Here is a 17,586-nt window from a genome sequence, read left to right on the forward strand (position 1 = left end):
ATATCATAAAATGCTCAGCTCAAAAAGCTGAGTATTTTATTATGAATACAAATTAAAACTGCATTTTTTTGGAAAAAATAGCCTTTAATGTATTATGGAAAGCGTAAAATACCAAAAACTATAAATAGGAAAATGCTCTCATATGTTTTTTCACTACAATAGAAACAAAAAATCATTTGAAAGCCTGCACTTTAAAAGGATGAGCCTTGTATGGATAGTGAATTTCTTATACTCTTACCTCATCTGAAATAATTCCGATCACATGAGGTCAAAACCCAAGAAAATAGATGTTGAAATTTTTTAGAAAACCGGAAACGTAATTTTGAAAATTTATCCGATATTCTTACCGAAATCTTTAAATTATAAAAGATAAAAGGAATATGTTACATATCATTGATCCACGTATTATGAATAAGGGATTGGAGAATAAGAATCTTTAAAAACTTAACGTATAGCTTTAGTTTAAACGAAAATTTGCCGTCCTACTTCTTTCATGTATAGCACTCGATTTGTTGCTAAAAAGTGGTCAAACGCAAATTTTATTGGAAAAAAATCATTATGGAAGAAACAAGCGTTATCAATTTCAGCTCTTCGCAAAAAGAAGATTCCGCTTCTTTTCGACAACTCCCGCATAATATTGAAGCCGAACAAGCATTGCTTGGAGCAATCCTTATTAACAATGATGCGCTCGATCGTGTTTCAGATTTTCTAAAACCAGGACATTTTTTTGAACCATTGCATCAAAAAATCTATGATGTTTTGTTTCAAGTTATCCAAAAAGGAAAACTTGCAAATCCAGTTACTATCAAGTCCTTTATTCCAGCGGAAGAAAAAATTGGAGATATTACTGTCTTCAATTACGTTGTTCGTTTAGCCAAAGAAGCGGTGACAATCATTAATGCTGAAGATTATGGACGGGTCATCTATGATCTTTTTATCCGACGGTCCTTGATTAATATTGGAAACCAAATTGTCAATACAGCCTTTGATGCTCCTGTAGAACTTACACCAAACCAACAAATTGAAATTGTTGAACAACATCTGTTTGAGTTAGCAGAAAAAGGGAAATATGGAGGTGGATTTGAAAATTTTAATGAAGCCGTCAAAAAAGCTGTTGATATGGCCAGCGCTGCAAAAAAGCGTTCCTCACATTTATCAGGGATAGCCACACACATTAAAACACTTGATGAAAAAATGGGAGGATTACAACCATCTGACTTAATTATCCTCGCTGGGCGCCCTGGTATGGGTAAAACCTCACTTGCTACAAATATTGCCTTTAATATTGCCAATGCTTGCAATGATGATGCCTCAAAACAAAAAAATGAGGGAGGCATTGTTGGATTTTTCTCGCTGGAAATGTCATCAGAACAGCTTGCAACCCGTATTATTTCAGAACAAACAGAAGTCTCTTCTTCTGATATCCGACGTGGAAATATTTCAGAAGAACAATTTTCAAAAATAATCCGTGCAATGAATCGCTTACAAAAAGCACCGCTTTATATAGACCAGACTGGTGGTATATCAATCACACAACTGGCGGCTCGTGCACGTCGTCTCAAACGGCAACATGGTTTAGATGTCCTGATTATTGACTATATCCAATTAATGACAAGCAATTCAAAACGTTCATCAGAAAATCGTGTTCAAGAGATTACGGAAATTACCACAGGATTAAAAGCGTTAGCTAAGGAACTCAATATTCCTATTATTGCTCTTTCACAGCTTTCGCGCCAAGTCGAAAACCGAACAGATAAACGCCCACAACTCTCAGATTTGCGAGAATCTGGTTCGATTGAGCAAGATGCCGACATCGTGCTTTTTGTGTATCGCGAAGAATATTATCTCAAAAATGAAGAACCAAAGATAGGTACTCTTGAATATGAAAAATGGCAAAACACAATGGACAACGCTTTTGGGAAAGCTGATGTTATTGTAGCAAAACAACGTCATGGACCAACAGGAACTGTTCATCTTGCCTTTCAGTCTGATTTTACACGCTTTAGCGATCTGGCAGATAGTCATTATCTTCCAGAACAAATTGGTTAAGTCTCTATGGCACGTATCCGTATTCAATTTATCTGCCAAAATTGCGGTACTGTCCATTCACGCTGGGCTGGAAAATGTAATTCCTGTGGAGAATGGAATTCCCTTATCGAAGAAAATATGAATGGTGGCATTGGTACTGGTCCTACGCAAAATATTCGTAAGGGGCGTGTAGTTGCGCTTACCTCTCTTTCTGGAAATATCGAAGATGCTCCACGTATCCATTCTGGCATTGCGGAACTTGATCGTGTTACTGGAGGCGGTTTTGTGCGTGGATCAGTATTACTTGTTGGTGGTGATCCTGGTATTGGCAAATCAACATTGCTAACACAAACAGCAGCAGCCTTATCACGAAAAGGACATCACGTCATCTATGTTTCAGGTGAAGAAGCCATTGCACAAATTTGCCTTCGTGCGCAAAGGCTTGATGCTGAAAATACAAACGTTAAGCTTGCCGCTGAAACTAATGTTGAAGATATTCTTGCAACCTTAAGCGAACATAAAAACCTTGATATGGTTATTATCGATTCCATTCAGACCCTATGGTCAGATGCAGCAGATTCAGCACCTGGAACCGTCACACAAGTGCGTATCAGTGCTCAAGCAATGATACGTTTTGCAAAAAAAACAGGAGCAGCTGTTGTTCTTGTCGGCCATGTTACAAAAGATGGACAAATTGCTGGCCCCCGAGTTGTCGAACATATGGTTGATGGTGTTCTCTATTTTGAGGGTGAAGGTGCGCATCATTATCGAATCCTTAGAACTGTAAAAAATCGATTCGGACCAACTGATGAAATTGGCGTTTTCGAAATGTCTGATAAAGGATTACGAGAGGTAATTAATCCATCTGAACTTTTTTTGGGTGAAAGAAATGAAAAAGCACCGGGAGCTGCTGTTTTTGCAGGAATGGAAGGGACACGCCCAATATTAGTAGAAATTCAAGCGCTTGTTGCTCCCTCTTCACTGGGAACACCACGACGTGCCGTTGTTGGATGGGATGGAAATCGCCTTTCCATGATTCTCGCTGTCTTAGAAGCCCATTGCGGCGTTCGCTTTGGACAACATGATGTCTATCTTAATGTTGCAGGCGGATATCGCATATCAGAACCAGCAGCTGATTTAGCTGTTGCAGCAGCTTTGGTATCCTCTCTCACAAATATTCCTCTCCCAACTGATTATGTATATTTTGGTGAAATAAGCCTTTCAGGAGCTATCCGCGCTGTTGCGCATTCAGGACAACGCATAAATGAAGCCAAAAAACTTGGCTTTCAAGGATCTGTTCAACCCACTATAACAACGGAAATGATAAAATCGTTAACCTTTCAACAAAAAACATTCTCCGACCTTCCTGAGTTAGTCGCTTCCATTGCCGCAGGTAAAAAACGGCCTGCATCATACGCATGATAATAAAGAAAAAACTATACAAAATACAAAAGACCCTTGCTATAAGAATAAAAAATGGCATAACTAGAAAAGTACTTGTATGCCGTTTAAACAGAACGCAATTTTATGCATAAGGAATAAACGAATGATCATAACAGTTCTTGATGGAATTGTCGTAGCAATCATCCTGTTTTCTGCCTTTCTCGCCATGCTCCGAGGGTTTTCACGTGAAGTATTGTCGCTGATGTCTTGGGCAATCGCAGCTGTTGCTACATTGTTTTTATTTAAACCTGTGTTGCCCTTCTTTGAGCAATATATCTCTAACAAAATGGTCGCATTGATCACTACATTGATTACGATTTTTATTATTGTTTTGATTATTACTTCCATCATTACAATGAAAATATCTGATTTTATTATTGATAGTCGAATTGGCATACTTGACCGCACTATCGGTTTTATCTTTGGAGCACTGCGCGGCTTATTAATCATGGTCATTGGCATGTTACTCGTTAATTCACTTGTCAAACCTGAAAAACAATCTGACTGGCTGAAAAATGCAAAAACAAAACCTATGCTCGATTCACTGGGCCAAAAAATTGAGAACTTATTGCCTAAAGATCTCGACACGGTTCTCAAAAAAGCAGAAAAACTCTTTAAAAGAGATGATGCAAGTACAAATGATAAGCACCCTCATGAAAATATGTCCCGATGAAACGAAAAATAGTTTATCATCGGAAAAAAGATCCAGATAATATGCACCATATGATATTAGCTATTTCTCACATCATGATTGAGAGAATACAATGACAAAAATCGACATTCCCTTTGAGGAGTTTTCACTAGATGACGATACCCTTCATGAAGAATGTGGCGTTTTTGGTATTCTTGGGCATGAAGATGCAGCAACATTAACAGCTCTTGGACTCCATGCACTTCAGCATCGTGGGCAAGAAGCAGCTGGAATTGTTTCCTACCATAACAAAATGTTTCATCAAGAAAAGCATCTAGGTCTTGTTGGTGATCACTACACAAACCCCGCAACACTTGCCCGTTTACCAGGAAATCGTGCTATCGGGCATACCCGTTATTCAACAACTGGAGAAATAGCATTACGCAATGTACAGCCCCTTTTTGCTGAATTAAAAGCTGGAGGTATTGCTATTGCCCATAATGGTAATCTCACCAACGGTCTTACATTGCGCCAAGAACTCATTGCCTCGGGCGCCATTTGCCAATCAACATCGGACTCAGAAGTCTTTCTCCACCTTATCGCTCGTTCACGTTATGAATCGTCATCAGATCGTTTTGTTGATGCTATTCGGAAAGTAGAAGGTGGTTATGCTATGCTGGCGCTTACACGCACCAAGCTCATTGCTGCACGTGATCCAATAGGTATTCGTCCGCTTGTGATGGGGGAACTTGATGGTAAACCAATCTTTTGTTCTGAAACCTGTGCCCTTGATATCATTGGAGCAAAATATGTCCGCGATGTCAAAAATGGGGAAATCATCATCTGCGAAATACAAAAAAATGGGGAAATCACTAAAAAAATTATCCCCCCCCAGAGTGAGAATCCAGAAAAACTTTGCCTTTTTGAATATGTCTATTTTGCTCGTCCCGATTCAATCGTTGGAGGACGGAATGTTTATATGATACGTAAGAATATGGGGGTTCGTTTAGCGCAAGAAGCACCCTGTGAAGGGGATGTTGTGGTTCCCGTTCCTGATGGAGGAACACCAGCCGCAATTGGTTATGCACAAGAAATTGGAATTCCCTTTGAACTTGGTATTATTCGTAATCATTACGTTGGGCGCACTTTTATCGAACCAACACAACAAATTCGTGCGTTTGGAGTTAAATTAAAGCATTCTGCAAACCGTCCTGTCATCGAAGGAAAACGTGTCATTCTAGTTGATGACTCCATCGTACGTGGAACAACATCCGTCAAAATTGTGCGAATGCTTCGAGATGCAGGAGCAAAAGAAGTTCATATGCGCATTTCTAGCCCTATGATTTTTTATCCTGATTTCTATGGTATTGATACGCCTAAAGTTGAAAGCCTTTTGGCTAATCAGTATCCAGACTTAAAATCCATGTGCAATTTTGTAGGAGCTGACTCATTAGAATTTCTTTCAACGGATGGCCTATACCTTGCTGTGGCAGGAGAAAAGCGAAACAACGCAGATCCACAATTTACTGATCATTATTTTACCGGACATTATCCTACACATCTGGTTGATCAGGAAAATATTCCCCAAATTTATCAAGCATCGGTTCTAAAAACAAGCAACTAATGATGACAAAGTTTGATTTTAATCTTTTTGGTCGTGTTGCACTTGTTACAGGTGCTTCAAGAGGAATTGGCTATCATTTAGCATTAGAACTCGCAGCACGCGGTGCTCATATTATCGCCCTTGCACGAACGATGAGTGGGCTCATTGAACTTGACAAAAAAATCCAAGAAAAAGGTGCTTCTGCAACACTCATCCCACTCGACTTACATCACATGAAAAACATTGATTCTCTTGGTTTCTCAATTGCTAAGCGTTCGAAAAAACTCGATATTATGGTCGCAAATGCAGGAATCCTTGGAACACTTTCACCAATAGCGCATATCGAAAATACAGTATTTGAAGAGGTTTTTCAAATAAATCTCATCAGCCAATGGCGCTTGATGAAAGCTGTTGAACCCTTATTGCGTAAATCTGATGCTGGACGAGTGATTCTTTTATCCTCAAGCGTTGCGCATGTTGCGCGCGCTTTCTGGGGACCTTATGCAGCTTCTAAAGCTGCTTTAGAAATTATTGCTCGCTGTTGGGCAGAAGAGCTAAAACAAACCCCTATCAAGATTAATTGTGTTGATCCCGGTGCAACACGCACTGCCATGCGCGCGCAAGCTGTACCTGGTGAGGATCCACAAACACTACCCTCACCACAAGAAGTTGCAGAAAAGATAGTACATTTATCATCACCTGATTTAAAGGAAACAGGCAAGCTTTTTAATGTCCGTAAAAATCGGTTTATGAATTATCATGCCCCTGAGTAATAGAGAAATGACCAGCCTGACTTAGATTTCCTTCTACTCTGCTTCCCCCCATCCCCCAAATATCAAGATTTATGATTTTTGGATAGTTTTAACACTGGTCTCTTTTCCTTCCAAAGCTGCCCGTTTATTATAAGCCATAAAACTACAAGGAAGAAAAATCATATAGCCAACAGCTGTAATCAATAAAGTGTGCCACGTATAAGTTGCGAGAAAACCTACATAAATAACAATGCACAGCATACACGGTACAACGATATCACGCCTTAAATTTTGATCAATTGTCTTTGCATTCCATACCGGTAAACGACTGACCAAAAGAAAAGCAATAATTACAGTATAGAGGCTAAAAAACAATGCCCAGCTCCAACTTGGTATCAAACCAAGAGCGCCTAAATACATAGGCAATAAAAGTAATAACGCTCCTGCTGGTGCAGGAACACCAATAAAATAATTTCCCTGCCATCTTGGTACATCCATGTTATCCAACATCACATTAAAACGCGCTAATCGCAAACAACAAGCAACACAATAGACAAGTGCCGCGATCCAACCAACTTGGTGCGCTTGATTCAAAATAAAGGAATAAACAATAAGTGCAGGTGCCACACCAAAATTAATAACGTCAGCAAGAGAATCCATCTGTGCTCCAAAAGATGAACTCCCATCCATCAAACGGGCAATGCGACCATCTGCTCCGTCTAAGATTGCTGCCAAAAGTACCATCAAAATAGCAGCCTCATAGCGATTCTCAAAAGCCAAACGAATACTACTCATCCCTGCGCAAATTGCCAAAATCGTGATAATATTGGGGATGACATATCGCATAGGCGTAGGTGAACGCCACCGATTTCCAGCATCATCATGCTGTCCTTCAGGATTAAATGAAGAAAATAATGAGAAAACTTTCATTGCTTGTCCTAATCAAATCTGAAATCAGTTGCAGCACTCGTATCATCAAAAGAGCCCAAAACAGTTTCTCCAGCAATTGCTATTTGCCCAATCCCAACACGCAATTTGATTTCTGTCGGTATATAAATATCAAGGCGAGAACCAAAACGAATGATCCCGAAGCGTTGCCCCGTAATAACGGAATCATTTTCTTTTGACCAACAAACAATCCGACGAGCAATCATTCCTGCTATCTGTACCATAGCAATTTTACCATGTTTACTATCAATCACGAGCCCATTACGCTCATTAAACTGACTGGCTTTATCAAGATCAGCATTTGCAAACCGACCTGGACGATAAACAATAGTCTCTACTGTACCACTTATGGGAATACGGTTGATATGGCATGAAAAAATATCCATAAATATGGAAATACGGATCATTTCCTCATTCCCCAATCCCAACTCTTCAGGCGGAATGCACGGTCCAACAAATGAAATACGCCCATCGGCAGGAGATACAACCCAATTTGAATTCAAAGGGATCACACGATCTGGATCGCGGAAAAAATATATACACCACACCGTGAGAACAAGACCACACCAAAACAACGGACTCCATATCCAACCAAGAATGAGCGAAATAACAAAAAATGCTATAATAAAAGGATAACCCTCTTTATGAATTGGCGCAAAGCTATTATGGATAGACTGTATAATACTCATATAATTTCCTATTCATAGATATGATCTAAACACGTAATAAATCTTTTTGTTCCTCCTTATCGTTCCGTATACTTAATCAATCACTCTCTATAAAGTTTAAAGATCATTTTACGCAGTTTATTTCTTACGATTAACAACACCTAACTCATCTTCTTCACGCATTTTACGTAATTTTTCTTCTGCTTGCGATGCTTCAAGCTGCTTATTCCACATTGAAGCATATAAACCTTTCTTACGCAAAAGTTCTGCATGCGTTCCATTTTCAATAATACGACCATTTTTGAGAACCAAAATTTCATCAGCATTGATAACAGTAGAAAGACGGTGAGCAATTATTAATGTTGTACGCCCACGGCTTACGATATCCAATGCTTGTTGAATTTCTTGTTCCGTCGCCGTATCAAGAGCTGCTGTTGCTTCATCCAGAATAAGAAGCGGAGGAGCTTTTAACAGTGTCCGTGCAATAGCCACACGTTGTTTTTCACCACCCGATAATTTTAGTCCACGCTCACCTACCATAGACTGAAAACCTTTCGGAAGCATCTCAATAAATTTTGATATCTGTGCCATTTCAGCAGCTTTGCGCATCTCTTCATCAGTGGCACTTGGACGCCCGTAGCAAATATTATATGCAATCGTATCATTAAATAACACTGTATCTTGCGGCACCATGCCGATAGCTTCGCGCAAACTTTTTTGTGTTACGTCACGGATATCCTGCCCGTCAATTGTGATAGATCCTGCATCAACATCGTAAAATCGAAAAAGCAATCGGGAAATAGTCGATTTACCAGCGCCCGATGGACCAACAATTGCAACTGTTTTGCCTCCAGGAACCTCAAAATCAATGCCTTTGAGAATCTGACGATTCGGATCATAGGAAAATTTTACCTGATTAAACCGAATGGTACCACCTTCTATCACTAATGCTTTGGCATCTGATTTATCAACAATTTCCTGCTGAACATCTAAAAGATCAAACATAGCTTCGATATCAGTTAAACCTTGTCGAACTTCACGATAAATTGAACCAATAAAATTCAACGGAATGGAAAGCTGCATCAAAAGCGCATTAATAAAAACAAAATCGCCTAAGGTTTGCGTCCCACAAAAAACTTCGTAAGCTGACATCAACATCAGGATAGTCATTCCAATACCAAAAATAAGAGCCTGACCAAAATTAAGCCAGCTTAATGACGTCCAAATTTTTGTCGCAGCTTTTTCATAACCTGCCATAGAAGAATCAAACCGGTGTGCTTCTAGAGTCTCATTGCCAAAGTATTTGACCGTTTCAAAATTCAAAAGAGAATCAACAGCACGCGTATTGGCCTCAGTATCTGCCGTATTCATTTGTTGCCGAATACGAATGCGCCAATCACTCGCCTTGATTGTGAACCAAGTATACAAACCAACTGTTGCTACAACTATGAAAAAATAACGCCCCCCATAGCTTATGTAAAAGACAAATGCTGTCAGAACAAATTCCAAAACTGTTGGTACTGTATTAAGAATTGAAAATCTAACGATCGATTCAATGCCCTTTGTACCACGTTCAATCACACGAGAAAGCCCACCAGTTCGCCTTTCCAAATGAAATCGCAAAGATAATTCATGAATATGCACAAAAGTCTTATAGGCTAATTGACGAATAGCATATTGACCAACGGTTGCAAAAAGAGAATCACGCAACTGGTTTAATCCAGCTTGAACAATACGTGCAACGTTGTATGCAAAAACGAGCATGATGGGAACAATCCAACTCGATGGAAACCATGCAGGAAGCTTAAAGTTCACATCAAGCGCATTCGTAGCATATTTAAAGAAATACGGTACAGATATGAGAATCAGCTTGGCTAAAACAAGATAAAATATCGCCCATAGCACACGTATTTTCAGATCTCGCCGATTTGCGGGCCACATATAAGGCCATAAATTACAAAGTGTACGTAGAGTTTGGCCTGTATCTGACGACACGGTTTTTATTATTTCATTCCGTTTCATAAAGCCCTTGCTTCTTCTACTATCCACCTAACAAGCACGACAACAATTCCCCTATCACCATTTACAGGTTCTACTATCTTTTCTATACACTAAATTACACGCATTAGTGTTTGAGGCTAGACTGTTTTTGAAAAAGGGACAAGAAATAATCCGTCATAAGATTTATTATTTTGGTCTGTATTCTCATACCATTCTGCCGCAAATAAATTCTTAACCTTTATACGCTTTTTTTTCAATTCTTCCTGAAGCCATTTTTTTGACTTACCAATCTCGTTAAGCCCCTTATCGAGAATTTCGCCATTTTGTACTAAAATGACAGACTTCTTACGCTCTTCCTTTTTAATAACGGAACAAGCACCATTGGTTTCCAAACGAACAAAAGCAGCTTCGTGTAAACTACAACCTTTAATACGCAGCATTGTAATCAAATCATCCACGCTGATACCTAAATTTTTAATCTCATCCATTTGAAATACGCCATCTAAAACGAGTGTGATATCTTCTCCTGCAATGAGACGACGAAAAAAAACTGAATAGCGTGCAAAAAAATTAAGAGATGCAACCAAGATTTGCCAAACGAATAAGATAAGCAATAATTGAATGCTGCTAATATTTGGACTATAAATAACTCCTCCAATGATACTCCCCATCACAAAATTGCTCACCAAATCAACCGGTGTCATTTGACTAAGACTACCGCGACCCGTAGTTCTTAAAATCAACAGGAAGGCGATAAGTCCTACAATTAATTTAAGTGCGACATACCCATAATAATATAAAAATTCCATCAACCTTCTCCCTTGTTATGAAAGCTGCTAGAATACGGGAATTAGAACCGCTTTATTTCCCACACAGTTACACGCTCACCAGTCTGTGGATCCTTTTTATCTTTTAGTAAGACCCCCTCGGCTGCAAGCTCATCACGAATTATATCCGCAGCTGCCCATTCTTTATTATGGATAAGCCGTAGCCTTTCGGCAATGCGCTGTTCAATAAATTTTGCATCAAGGGACGTTTTTCTCATAAACAATGGGCATTCTTTATCTCTAATCCACTCTTGCCGCAAGAGTCCCAATAAATCCATTCCATTTGCAAGCGCTACAACATTCCCTGCTTTATAAAACTTTCGCAAAAGAGCAAATGCACTCGGAGTGTTAAGATCATCACTTAATGTGTTTACCAAAGAATCATCAAAAACTTCATTCTGCTCCAAACATTCCTTTTCACAGCGAAGCAATTCATACCAGCGATACAATTCACTACTAGATTGTGTTAAACGCTGAAACGTCCAATTTAACGGTTCACGATAATGTGTTTGTAACATCGAAAAACGCGCAGACAAACCAGCCCAGTTCTGTTTTATTTCATCTGTTAAAGCATTCTTGAACTCAAAAAAATCACTCTCTAAGATAGAACGAATAGTAATGAAATTGCCGAGGCTTTTAGACATCTTCTTGCCTTCAACCTGCAAAAAACCGTTATGCATCCAAAGATTAGCCATGCGTTCAGTCCCAAAAGCTGAGCAACTTTGGGCAATCTCATTTTCATGATGAGGAAAAATTAAATCAAGTCCACCACCATGAATATCAAAAACATTCGCTGTCGGATCATCACAGGTTAAACCACCGCCATAGGGCGCTAATAGCTTTGCCATTGACATTGCAGAACACTCAATATGCCAGCCCGGACGACCTAAAACAGGAATTCCTGCCGGTGATTTCCAACCTGGTTCCCCCTCCACAGAGGGTTTCCATAAAACAAAATCCATTTCCTCCCTTTTATAAGCAGCAACATCAACACGTGCACCCGCTCTCATTTCATCCAAAGAACGTTTTGCAAATGTACCATAACGGGGATGATCCCCCATGCTACTGACGGAGAATAATATATGATTTTCTGCTTTATAAGCATGGCCTCTTTCAAGCAACCTTTCAATTAAAGAGCGCATTTCTTCCAAATGATCGGTTGCACGCGGTTGGCTGGTTGGTAATAAACAACCAAGTGCCATCGTATCTTGTTGAAATTGAGAATAGGTACGTTCAGTCAATTGGCGAATAGCGTCATTCAGCGTTAACTCTGGATATTCGCAAGCCGCTCGTGCATTAATTTTATCATCCACATCTGTAATATTACGAGCATATATAACATGATCATCGCCATAGATATGACGTAAGAAGCGAAATAAAACATCAAAAACAATCACAGGGCGTGCATTACCTATATGGGCATAATCGTACACTGTCGGACCACAAACATAAAGACGTACCTTAGCCACATCTATCGGTGTGAAATTTTCTTTTTTACGTGTCAGCGTATTATAAAACCGCAACTCTCTCATAATTATACTCCGTTAGCGATATAACTCATCGCTCTTCCAGCTGAATCTTACCTAAGATCATCGAATTACGCGGGATTAAATCAAAACTTTCATATATTTTATGTAAAATTTTCAGAACCGCCCCGTTTTGTTTATGCTGTATCCATCATCCGTTACAAAAACAATCCTATTTTATTTGATGGGACAAGAGCATTTTGTTGGTAAAGATCGCACTCCTTTTCTTGATGACAAAACTATCAGAGAAGGAAATCTTTAATCGCAAATACAACGTAAATTTCCGTGAAAAACAGATTGCATTGCAGAAAATCTGAATTTTTTAACCAGATAAAGCTTAATCAGAGTTTTTAATATGCCCATGATACTTTCCTTACTATTTCTCATGCCCTAAATTTCATAACACATCCGCTATCGGTAATGATGCAAAACCATTTTCGTCATATCCTTCAACATAAGGTTATTAATGATAAAGCCATTTTATCTGCAATTGTATTTGTATAGAAAATTATTAAAAAGGAGCAATCAAAATAATGCGTAATACATTGATTAAAATTACTATTTTAACATTTTTTTTAACTTCAATATCAACTTTTGCGCAACAATCTCCACCATACGATACAAAATTGCTACGACTGGCAGAAATTTTAGGATCCCTGCACTCTCTGCAAAATCTTTGTAGTATCCCAACAAACCAATGGTATGATCACATGACCACACTGATCGAGGCAGAAAAACCAACCCCAAAAAGACGCGCTTATTTTTACGAAGCGTTTAATGAAGCTTATCGTGCTTTTTCAGAAAATTATCATTATTGTACACAGTCAGCAATTGAAGCAAACCAAAGATACATTAAGGAAGGTAGAGACTTATCCGAAAACCTTATCATGAATCTTAACAATTGATCTGTACAAAACCTATCAAACCATTATTTATGCTATACTTAATGGCTATAAACGCAAAAACAAATAGCCTAATCAGCCAAATCTCATTAAATATAATCGCTTTAATTACTGAAAAATAAATCATCAAGATGCCTAGATAAAAGCATCATGAGTACCTTTTATAGTCACAAAATTATTCCCCAAATTCATCAATTTTATCTAGTTATGCTAAGGATTCTATAAATTTAATCGGTTCACCCTGCGAAGGTGTAACAATTTCACCTTCCCACATAACCCGTATACCACGAATAATGGTCCCAACGGGCCAACCTTTAACCTTTTTACCATCATAAGGTGTCCAACCCGCCCGCGAACCAATCAATGCATTCGTAATAATCTCTTCTCGCTTAAGATCAACAATGGTCAAATCAGCATCATACCCAACAGCAATACGCCCTTTGCAGCTTATGCCAAAAATGCGACTAGGGCCATGCGAAGTGAGATCAACAAAACGTTCAAGAGACATCTTCCCCGCATTTACATATGTTAGCATAAGTGCAACAGTCGTCTGTACACCTGTCATTCCTGAAGGCGAAGAGGGATAAGTTTTATACTTTTCTTCAAGCGTATGAGGAGCATGATCAGAACCCAAAACATCAATAATACCTTGCTGCACACCATACCAAAGAACTTCACGATGGCGACTTTCACGGATAGGTGGATTCATTTGAATTAAGGTGCCAAACTGCTGATAATCATCAGCCGTCAAAGTCAAATGATGTTGTGTGACTTCAATCGTTGCTACATCCTTATGATTTTTCAGAAATTTAATTTCTTCCGCTGTAGAAAGATGTAATACATGAATACGTGCCCTCATTTCATGCGCAATTTGCACTAAACGCTGTGTACATTTCAATGCAGCAATTTCATCGCGCCAAATCGGATGTGATGATGCATCTCCCTCAATACGCAATATTTTACGCTCCTTGAGCCGTATCTCATCTTCAGAATGAAAAGCTGCACGACGACGTGTATTTTTCAAAATAAGACGCACACTCTCATCATCATCCACCAGAAGATCGCCTGTAGAAGACCCCATAAAAACTTTAACTCCGGCAGCTCCAGGGAGTTTTTCTAACTCGGCCAATTCATGTGCATTTTCACGTGTTCCTCCAACCCAAAATGCAAAATCACAATGCATCCGATGAAATCCGCGTTTCACTTTATCAGTCAGCGCCTCTTCTGATATGGTCAATGGATTGGTATTAGGCATTTCAAATACTGCTGTAACTCCCCCCAAAACCGCAGAACGAGATCCACTTTCCAAATCCTCTTTATATTCATTTCCCGGTTCACGAAAATGAACCTGACTATCAATGACACCAGGCAAAATGTGAAGCCCTGTACAGTCAATCACTTCACCAGCAGATGCACGTGTAAGATCACCAATTTCAGCAATACGGCCATTTGTGACACCAATATCACGCTTGCTGATTCCATCATGATTCACAAGCATTGCGCCTTTAAAAATTGTATCAAATGTTTTAGACATAACCGTACTCCTTACTTGTCATCTCTTTACCGATTATGTAACTCTGAGCAGAAAGGCAAGAACCATGATCGAAAAACAAAGCGCTATTCGTCTTAAAAAGCGCAAAATTATTAAAGTTATGGGTGAAGAAGCAACACATTTCCTACAGGTTCTTATTACTACAGATGTGGAAAAAATGAGTGCACAAGAGCTCTTTCCTGGTGCTCTCTTATCCCCACAAGGAAAAGTTATCGCTGATTTTCTAATTGCTAAAATAAATCAAGGCTATATGTTTGATATTGCTGAATCTTTAGCGGACACCTTCCAAAAGCGCCTTCTCCTCTATAAGTTACATGCAAAAGTAGAAATTACACAACCATTACAAGAGGTTATTACAGTTTGTTGGAACAATGAAATAGATATCTCAGATTTTGATTCAAGTTTTATTGATAAGCGATTTCCACAAAAAGAAAAAATCATACGAATCTATGGAAAAATACCTTTTTCTGCCTCAGAGTGTAATGATCATTGGAGCCGGATGCGCATTCGTTATGCAATCGCAGAAAGCGGTCAAGATTATGAAATAGGTAAAGTCTTTCCCCATGATATTAATTACGATCAAATTAGTGGGCTCGTATTCAACAAAGGTTGTTATATCGGACAAGAAGTTGTTTCACGAATGCATCATCGCGCTACAGCACGTCGCCGCATTTTGATTGTCAAAAGCCAGCATGAATTAACCTCAGCGACTAGCGTTAAAGCAGGAACCAAGGTGCTTGGTTATTTAGGAACCTGTACTGCAAATGAAGGCTTAGCTTTAATGCGCATTGACCACGTCAAAGATGCTATCGATAAAGGTATTCCGTTGACTGTAGAAAATGTTCCTGTAACAATAAGTATTGCTGAAAATATGAATTTTACCTTTCCTGAAAGCACAGTGGAAACTGATTAATGGCCAAAGCTGAATTGTCACAAGATGGAACAGTGCGTGCTTGGCAAAGAATGCTTTCTGGGCGACGCCTTGATTTATTGAATCCTTCCCCCTTTGATGTTGAAATTGAGGATATTGCGCATGGACTCGCCCGCGTTGCACGTTGGAACGGTCAAACACAAGGAGAGCATGCCTACTCTGTCGCACAACATTCACTTTTAGTAGAACAAATATTTCAGAGACTTTTTCCGCAATCACAGAGTCATGAATGCCTCTGTGCTCTTCTCCATGATGCACCAGAATATGTTATCGGTGATATGATTTCACCTTTTAAGGCTGTCATAGGAAAACAATATGAATTCATTGAAAAACGCATACAAGACGCTATTCACATGCGCTTCTCTCTCCCCATTAATCCAAATCAAAAACTCTTAAAAAAAATCAAACAAGCAGACCGTATTGCCGCTTTCTATGAAGCCATCACTCTTGCTGGTTTTAGTACAGAAGAAGCCCTTCGCTATTTTGGTCATCCAAATGATATTTTATCCGATAGGCTTAATTTGCAACCATGCCCCACACAACAAATTGAAAATGCCTTTTTAATACGTTTTAAGGAGATCGATGTTCAGAGTCTCTCTTAAAAATCCTTTTGGTCATTTATTCTTTGTTATCGCTGATAAAAATCACACAATATTTCACCCTTAGGACTTCTACTCCTTTGATGAAAATAAAAGTATATCATGTCATTATTGATGAGTTTAGTGGATCACCGTCTCACTTTTACAGGTAATGATACTCAAAAAAATATCACTGAGCGCAAACCACTCTCTACAATACCGCAAAACATTATGATCTCATTGACCATTATATGGATCATATAAACAATTAATAAATCACATTGGACATGAGAAAAATGTGTACAAAAAATTATTTATATTAACCTTCAATAACAAGCGCTCTCTTATAGACTTATAAAGTTTTTTTCTTAACCTAACTTTTGTTTAAGCTTATAAACTTCTGCTTCAGATGGAAAAGCACGCGATTTAACATCATTCGCATAGTTTTTGATCGCCGTCTCCATTTCCTGTTCAAGGATACCATAACGGCGTACAAATTTAGGAACCCAAGCGCCATAACCCAACATATCTTCCATCACCAATATCTGCCCATCACATTGACTTGATGCCCCAATGCCAATAGTAGGGATAGAAAGCATCTCTGTAAGCTTTACCGCTAATGGTTCTACAACCCCTTCCACAACAACAGCAAAGGCACCTGCTTCTTCAATCGCTGCAGCATCCTTTTCAATCTGTCGCCAATTATTTTCATCGCGACCTTGAGTCTTAAAGCCACCAAAACGATTCACTGCTTGGGGAGTAAGACCAATATGGCTCATAACTGGAATACCGCGTTTACACAAAAAATCAATCGTTTCCGCGATATAAACACCACCTTCAAGCTTAATTGCACCACACCCTGTTTGTGCAAGAATACGTGATGCATTGGAAAAAGCTTGTTCTGGACTTTCTTCATAAGAACCAAAAGGCATATCAACAACCACTAATGCCCTCTTAGAGCCACGCATAACTGCCTGCCCATGTAAAATCATCATATCCACACTCACTGGGAGTGTTGTATCAAACCCATGCACAACCATACCAACGCTATCACCAACCAAAAGCAAATCGCAATATGGATCAGCAATCCGCGCACTATAAGCCTGATAAGCCGTTAATGAAACAATGGGTTCTTGTCCTTTTCTTGACTGTATTTCAGAAGCAGTAATGCGCTTTATGGTTTTATCTACACTCAT

Annotated in this window: 15 protein-coding genes; 8 read left to right on the forward strand and 7 right to left on the reverse strand. The window is 39.1% G+C overall.

The genetic code is table 11. From position 1 onward, the window contains the following. Nucleotides 1–558: 558 nt before the first annotated feature. The 5 genes from QHG54_RS02965 to QHG54_RS02985 all read left to right on the forward strand — a co-directional run bounded on the left by QHG54_RS02965 (nucleotide 559) and on the right by QHG54_RS02985 (nucleotide 6,478). A complete protein-coding gene (locus tag QHG54_RS02965) occupies nucleotides 559–2,049 on the forward strand; it encodes a replicative DNA helicase (protein WP_317993039.1) in 1,491 nt (496 codons plus the stop codon). A 6-nt stretch (nucleotides 2,050–2,055) separates the two neighbouring features. Further along, the gene (gene radA / locus QHG54_RS02970; protein ID WP_406604412.1) at nucleotides 2,056–3,450 is read left to right on the forward strand and encodes a DNA repair protein RadA; all 1,395 of its coding nucleotides are present in this window, start codon (nucleotides 2,056–2,058) and stop codon (nucleotides 3,448–3,450) included. A 124-nt stretch (nucleotides 3,451–3,574) separates the two neighbouring features. Next, nucleotides 3,575–4,144: a CvpA family protein gene (locus tag QHG54_RS02975; RefSeq protein WP_317993037.1), complete on the forward strand. Its 570-nt coding sequence runs from the start codon at nucleotides 3,575–3,577 to the stop codon at nucleotides 4,142–4,144. Nucleotides 4,145–4,235: 91 nt separating this feature from the next. Further along, nucleotides 4,236–5,726 (forward strand): amidophosphoribosyltransferase, encoded by a 1,491-nt coding sequence (gene purF, locus QHG54_RS02980; RefSeq protein ID WP_317993036.1) that lies wholly within the window; start codon nucleotides 4,236–4,238, stop codon nucleotides 5,724–5,726. Nucleotides 5,727–5,728: 2 nt separating this feature from the next. Continuing rightward, the gene (locus QHG54_RS02985) at nucleotides 5,729–6,478 is read left to right on the forward strand and encodes an SDR family NAD(P)-dependent oxidoreductase (protein ID WP_406604531.1); all 750 of its coding nucleotides are present in this window, start codon (nucleotides 5,729–5,731) and stop codon (nucleotides 6,476–6,478) included. A gap of 69 nt (nucleotides 6,479–6,547) precedes the next feature. Here the strand turns inward: QHG54_RS02985 and pssA are convergent, their stop codons facing one another. The 5 genes from pssA to cysS form a co-directional block, all read right to left on the reverse strand. Continuing rightward, nucleotides 6,548–7,387: a CDP-diacylglycerol--serine O-phosphatidyltransferase gene (gene pssA, locus QHG54_RS02990; protein WP_406604413.1), complete on the reverse strand. Its 840-nt coding sequence runs from the start codon at nucleotides 7,385–7,387 to the stop codon at nucleotides 6,548–6,550. An 8-nt stretch (nucleotides 7,388–7,395) separates the two neighbouring features. Continuing rightward, nucleotides 7,396–8,094 carry a phosphatidylserine decarboxylase gene (locus QHG54_RS02995; protein WP_406604414.1) on the reverse strand — a complete coding sequence of 233 codons (699 nt, stop codon included), beginning with the start codon at nucleotides 8,092–8,094 and terminating at the stop codon, nucleotides 7,396–7,398. A gap of 117 nt (nucleotides 8,095–8,211) precedes the next feature. Beyond that, nucleotides 8,212–10,095, reverse strand: coding sequence for an ABC transporter ATP-binding protein/permease (locus tag QHG54_RS03000; RefSeq protein WP_317993033.1), 1,884 nt, complete (start codon nucleotides 10,093–10,095; stop codon nucleotides 8,212–8,214). A gap of 116 nt (nucleotides 10,096–10,211) precedes the next feature. Next, nucleotides 10,212–10,883, reverse strand: a complete 672-nt coding sequence (locus tag QHG54_RS03005; protein ID WP_317993032.1) for a YetF domain-containing protein — start codon at nucleotides 10,881–10,883, stop codon at nucleotides 10,212–10,214. Between the two features lie 41 nt (nucleotides 10,884–10,924). Further along, entirely contained in the window at nucleotides 10,925–12,433 is a 1,509-nt protein-coding gene (gene cysS / locus QHG54_RS03010) for a cysteine--tRNA ligase (protein ID WP_406604415.1), read from the reverse strand. A gap of 527 nt (nucleotides 12,434–12,960) precedes the next feature. Between cysS and QHG54_RS03015 the strand changes: the two genes are divergently transcribed. Beyond that, nucleotides 12,961–13,332 (forward strand): TIGR02301 family protein, encoded by a 372-nt coding sequence (locus tag QHG54_RS03015; RefSeq protein WP_317993030.1) that lies wholly within the window; start codon nucleotides 12,961–12,963, stop codon nucleotides 13,330–13,332. A 202-nt stretch (nucleotides 13,333–13,534) separates the two neighbouring features. Here the strand turns inward: QHG54_RS03015 and QHG54_RS03020 are convergent, their stop codons facing one another. Beyond that, nucleotides 13,535–14,863 carry a dihydroorotase gene (locus QHG54_RS03020; protein WP_317993029.1) on the reverse strand — a complete coding sequence of 443 codons (1,329 nt, stop codon included), beginning with the start codon at nucleotides 14,861–14,863 and terminating at the stop codon, nucleotides 13,535–13,537. 64 nt (nucleotides 14,864–14,927) lie between these two features. Between QHG54_RS03020 and QHG54_RS03025 the strand changes: the two genes are divergently transcribed. Both QHG54_RS03025 and QHG54_RS03030 read left to right on the forward strand, forming a co-directional pair. Further along, nucleotides 14,928–15,794, forward strand: a complete 867-nt coding sequence (locus tag QHG54_RS03025) for a YgfZ/GcvT domain-containing protein (protein WP_406604416.1) — start codon at nucleotides 14,928–14,930, stop codon at nucleotides 15,792–15,794. Then, nucleotides 15,794–16,414, forward strand: a complete 621-nt coding sequence (locus QHG54_RS03030; protein WP_406604417.1) for a YfbR-like 5'-deoxynucleotidase — start codon at nucleotides 15,794–15,796, stop codon at nucleotides 16,412–16,414. Before QHG54_RS03025 ends, QHG54_RS03030 begins: the two co-directional genes overlap by 1 nt. A 344-nt stretch (nucleotides 16,415–16,758) precedes the next feature. Here the strand turns inward: QHG54_RS03030 and panB are convergent, their stop codons facing one another. Continuing rightward, on the reverse strand, nucleotides 16,759–17,586 hold the full coding sequence (gene panB / locus QHG54_RS03035; RefSeq protein WP_317993026.1) for a 3-methyl-2-oxobutanoate hydroxymethyltransferase: 828 nt from the start codon (nucleotides 17,584–17,586) through the stop codon (nucleotides 16,759–16,761).

This window comes from Bartonella gliris, from assembly GCF_045277155.1.
GTDB lineage: Bacteria > Pseudomonadota > Alphaproteobacteria > Rhizobiales > Rhizobiaceae > Bartonella > Bartonella gliris.

Coding starts and splice junctions, on each gene's coding strand:
- QHG54_RS02995 (WP_406604414.1), bottom strand. CDS start 8,094: ATGAGTATTATACAGTCTATCCATAATAGCTTTGCGCCAATTCATAAA.
- QHG54_RS03030 (WP_406604417.1), top strand. CDS start 15,794: ATGGCCAAAGCTGAATTGTCACAAGATGGAACAGTGCGTGCTTGGCAA.
- QHG54_RS02985 (WP_406604531.1), top strand. CDS start 5,729: ATGACAAAGTTTGATTTTAATCTTTTTGGTCGTGTTGCACTTGTTACA.
- QHG54_RS03020 (WP_317993029.1), bottom strand. CDS start 14,863: ATGTCTAAAACATTTGATACAATTTTTAAAGGCGCAATGCTTGTGAAT.
- QHG54_RS02965 (WP_317993039.1), top strand. CDS start 559: ATGGAAGAAACAAGCGTTATCAATTTCAGCTCTTCGCAAAAAGAAGAT.
- purF (WP_317993036.1), top strand. CDS start 4,236: ATGACAAAAATCGACATTCCCTTTGAGGAGTTTTCACTAGATGACGAT.
- pssA (WP_406604413.1), bottom strand. CDS start 7,387: ATGAAAGTTTTCTCATTATTTTCTTCATTTAATCCTGAAGGACAGCAT.
- QHG54_RS03015 (WP_317993030.1), top strand. CDS start 12,961: ATGCGTAATACATTGATTAAAATTACTATTTTAACATTTTTTTTAACT.
- QHG54_RS03025 (WP_406604416.1), top strand. CDS start 14,928: ATGATCGAAAAACAAAGCGCTATTCGTCTTAAAAAGCGCAAAATTATT.
- cysS (WP_406604415.1), bottom strand. CDS start 12,433: ATGAGAGAGTTGCGGTTTTATAATACGCTGACACGTAAAAAAGAAAAT.
- panB (WP_317993026.1), bottom strand. CDS start 17,586: ATGAGTGTAGATAAAACCATAAAGCGCATTACTGCTTCTGAAATACAG.
- QHG54_RS03005 (WP_317993032.1), bottom strand. CDS start 10,883: ATGGAATTTTTATATTATTATGGGTATGTCGCACTTAAATTAATTGTA.
- QHG54_RS02975 (WP_317993037.1), top strand. CDS start 3,575: ATGATCATAACAGTTCTTGATGGAATTGTCGTAGCAATCATCCTGTTT.
- QHG54_RS03000 (WP_317993033.1), bottom strand. CDS start 10,095: ATGAAACGGAATGAAATAATAAAAACCGTGTCGTCAGATACAGGCCAA.
- radA (WP_406604412.1), top strand. CDS start 2,056: ATGGCACGTATCCGTATTCAATTTATCTGCCAAAATTGCGGTACTGTC.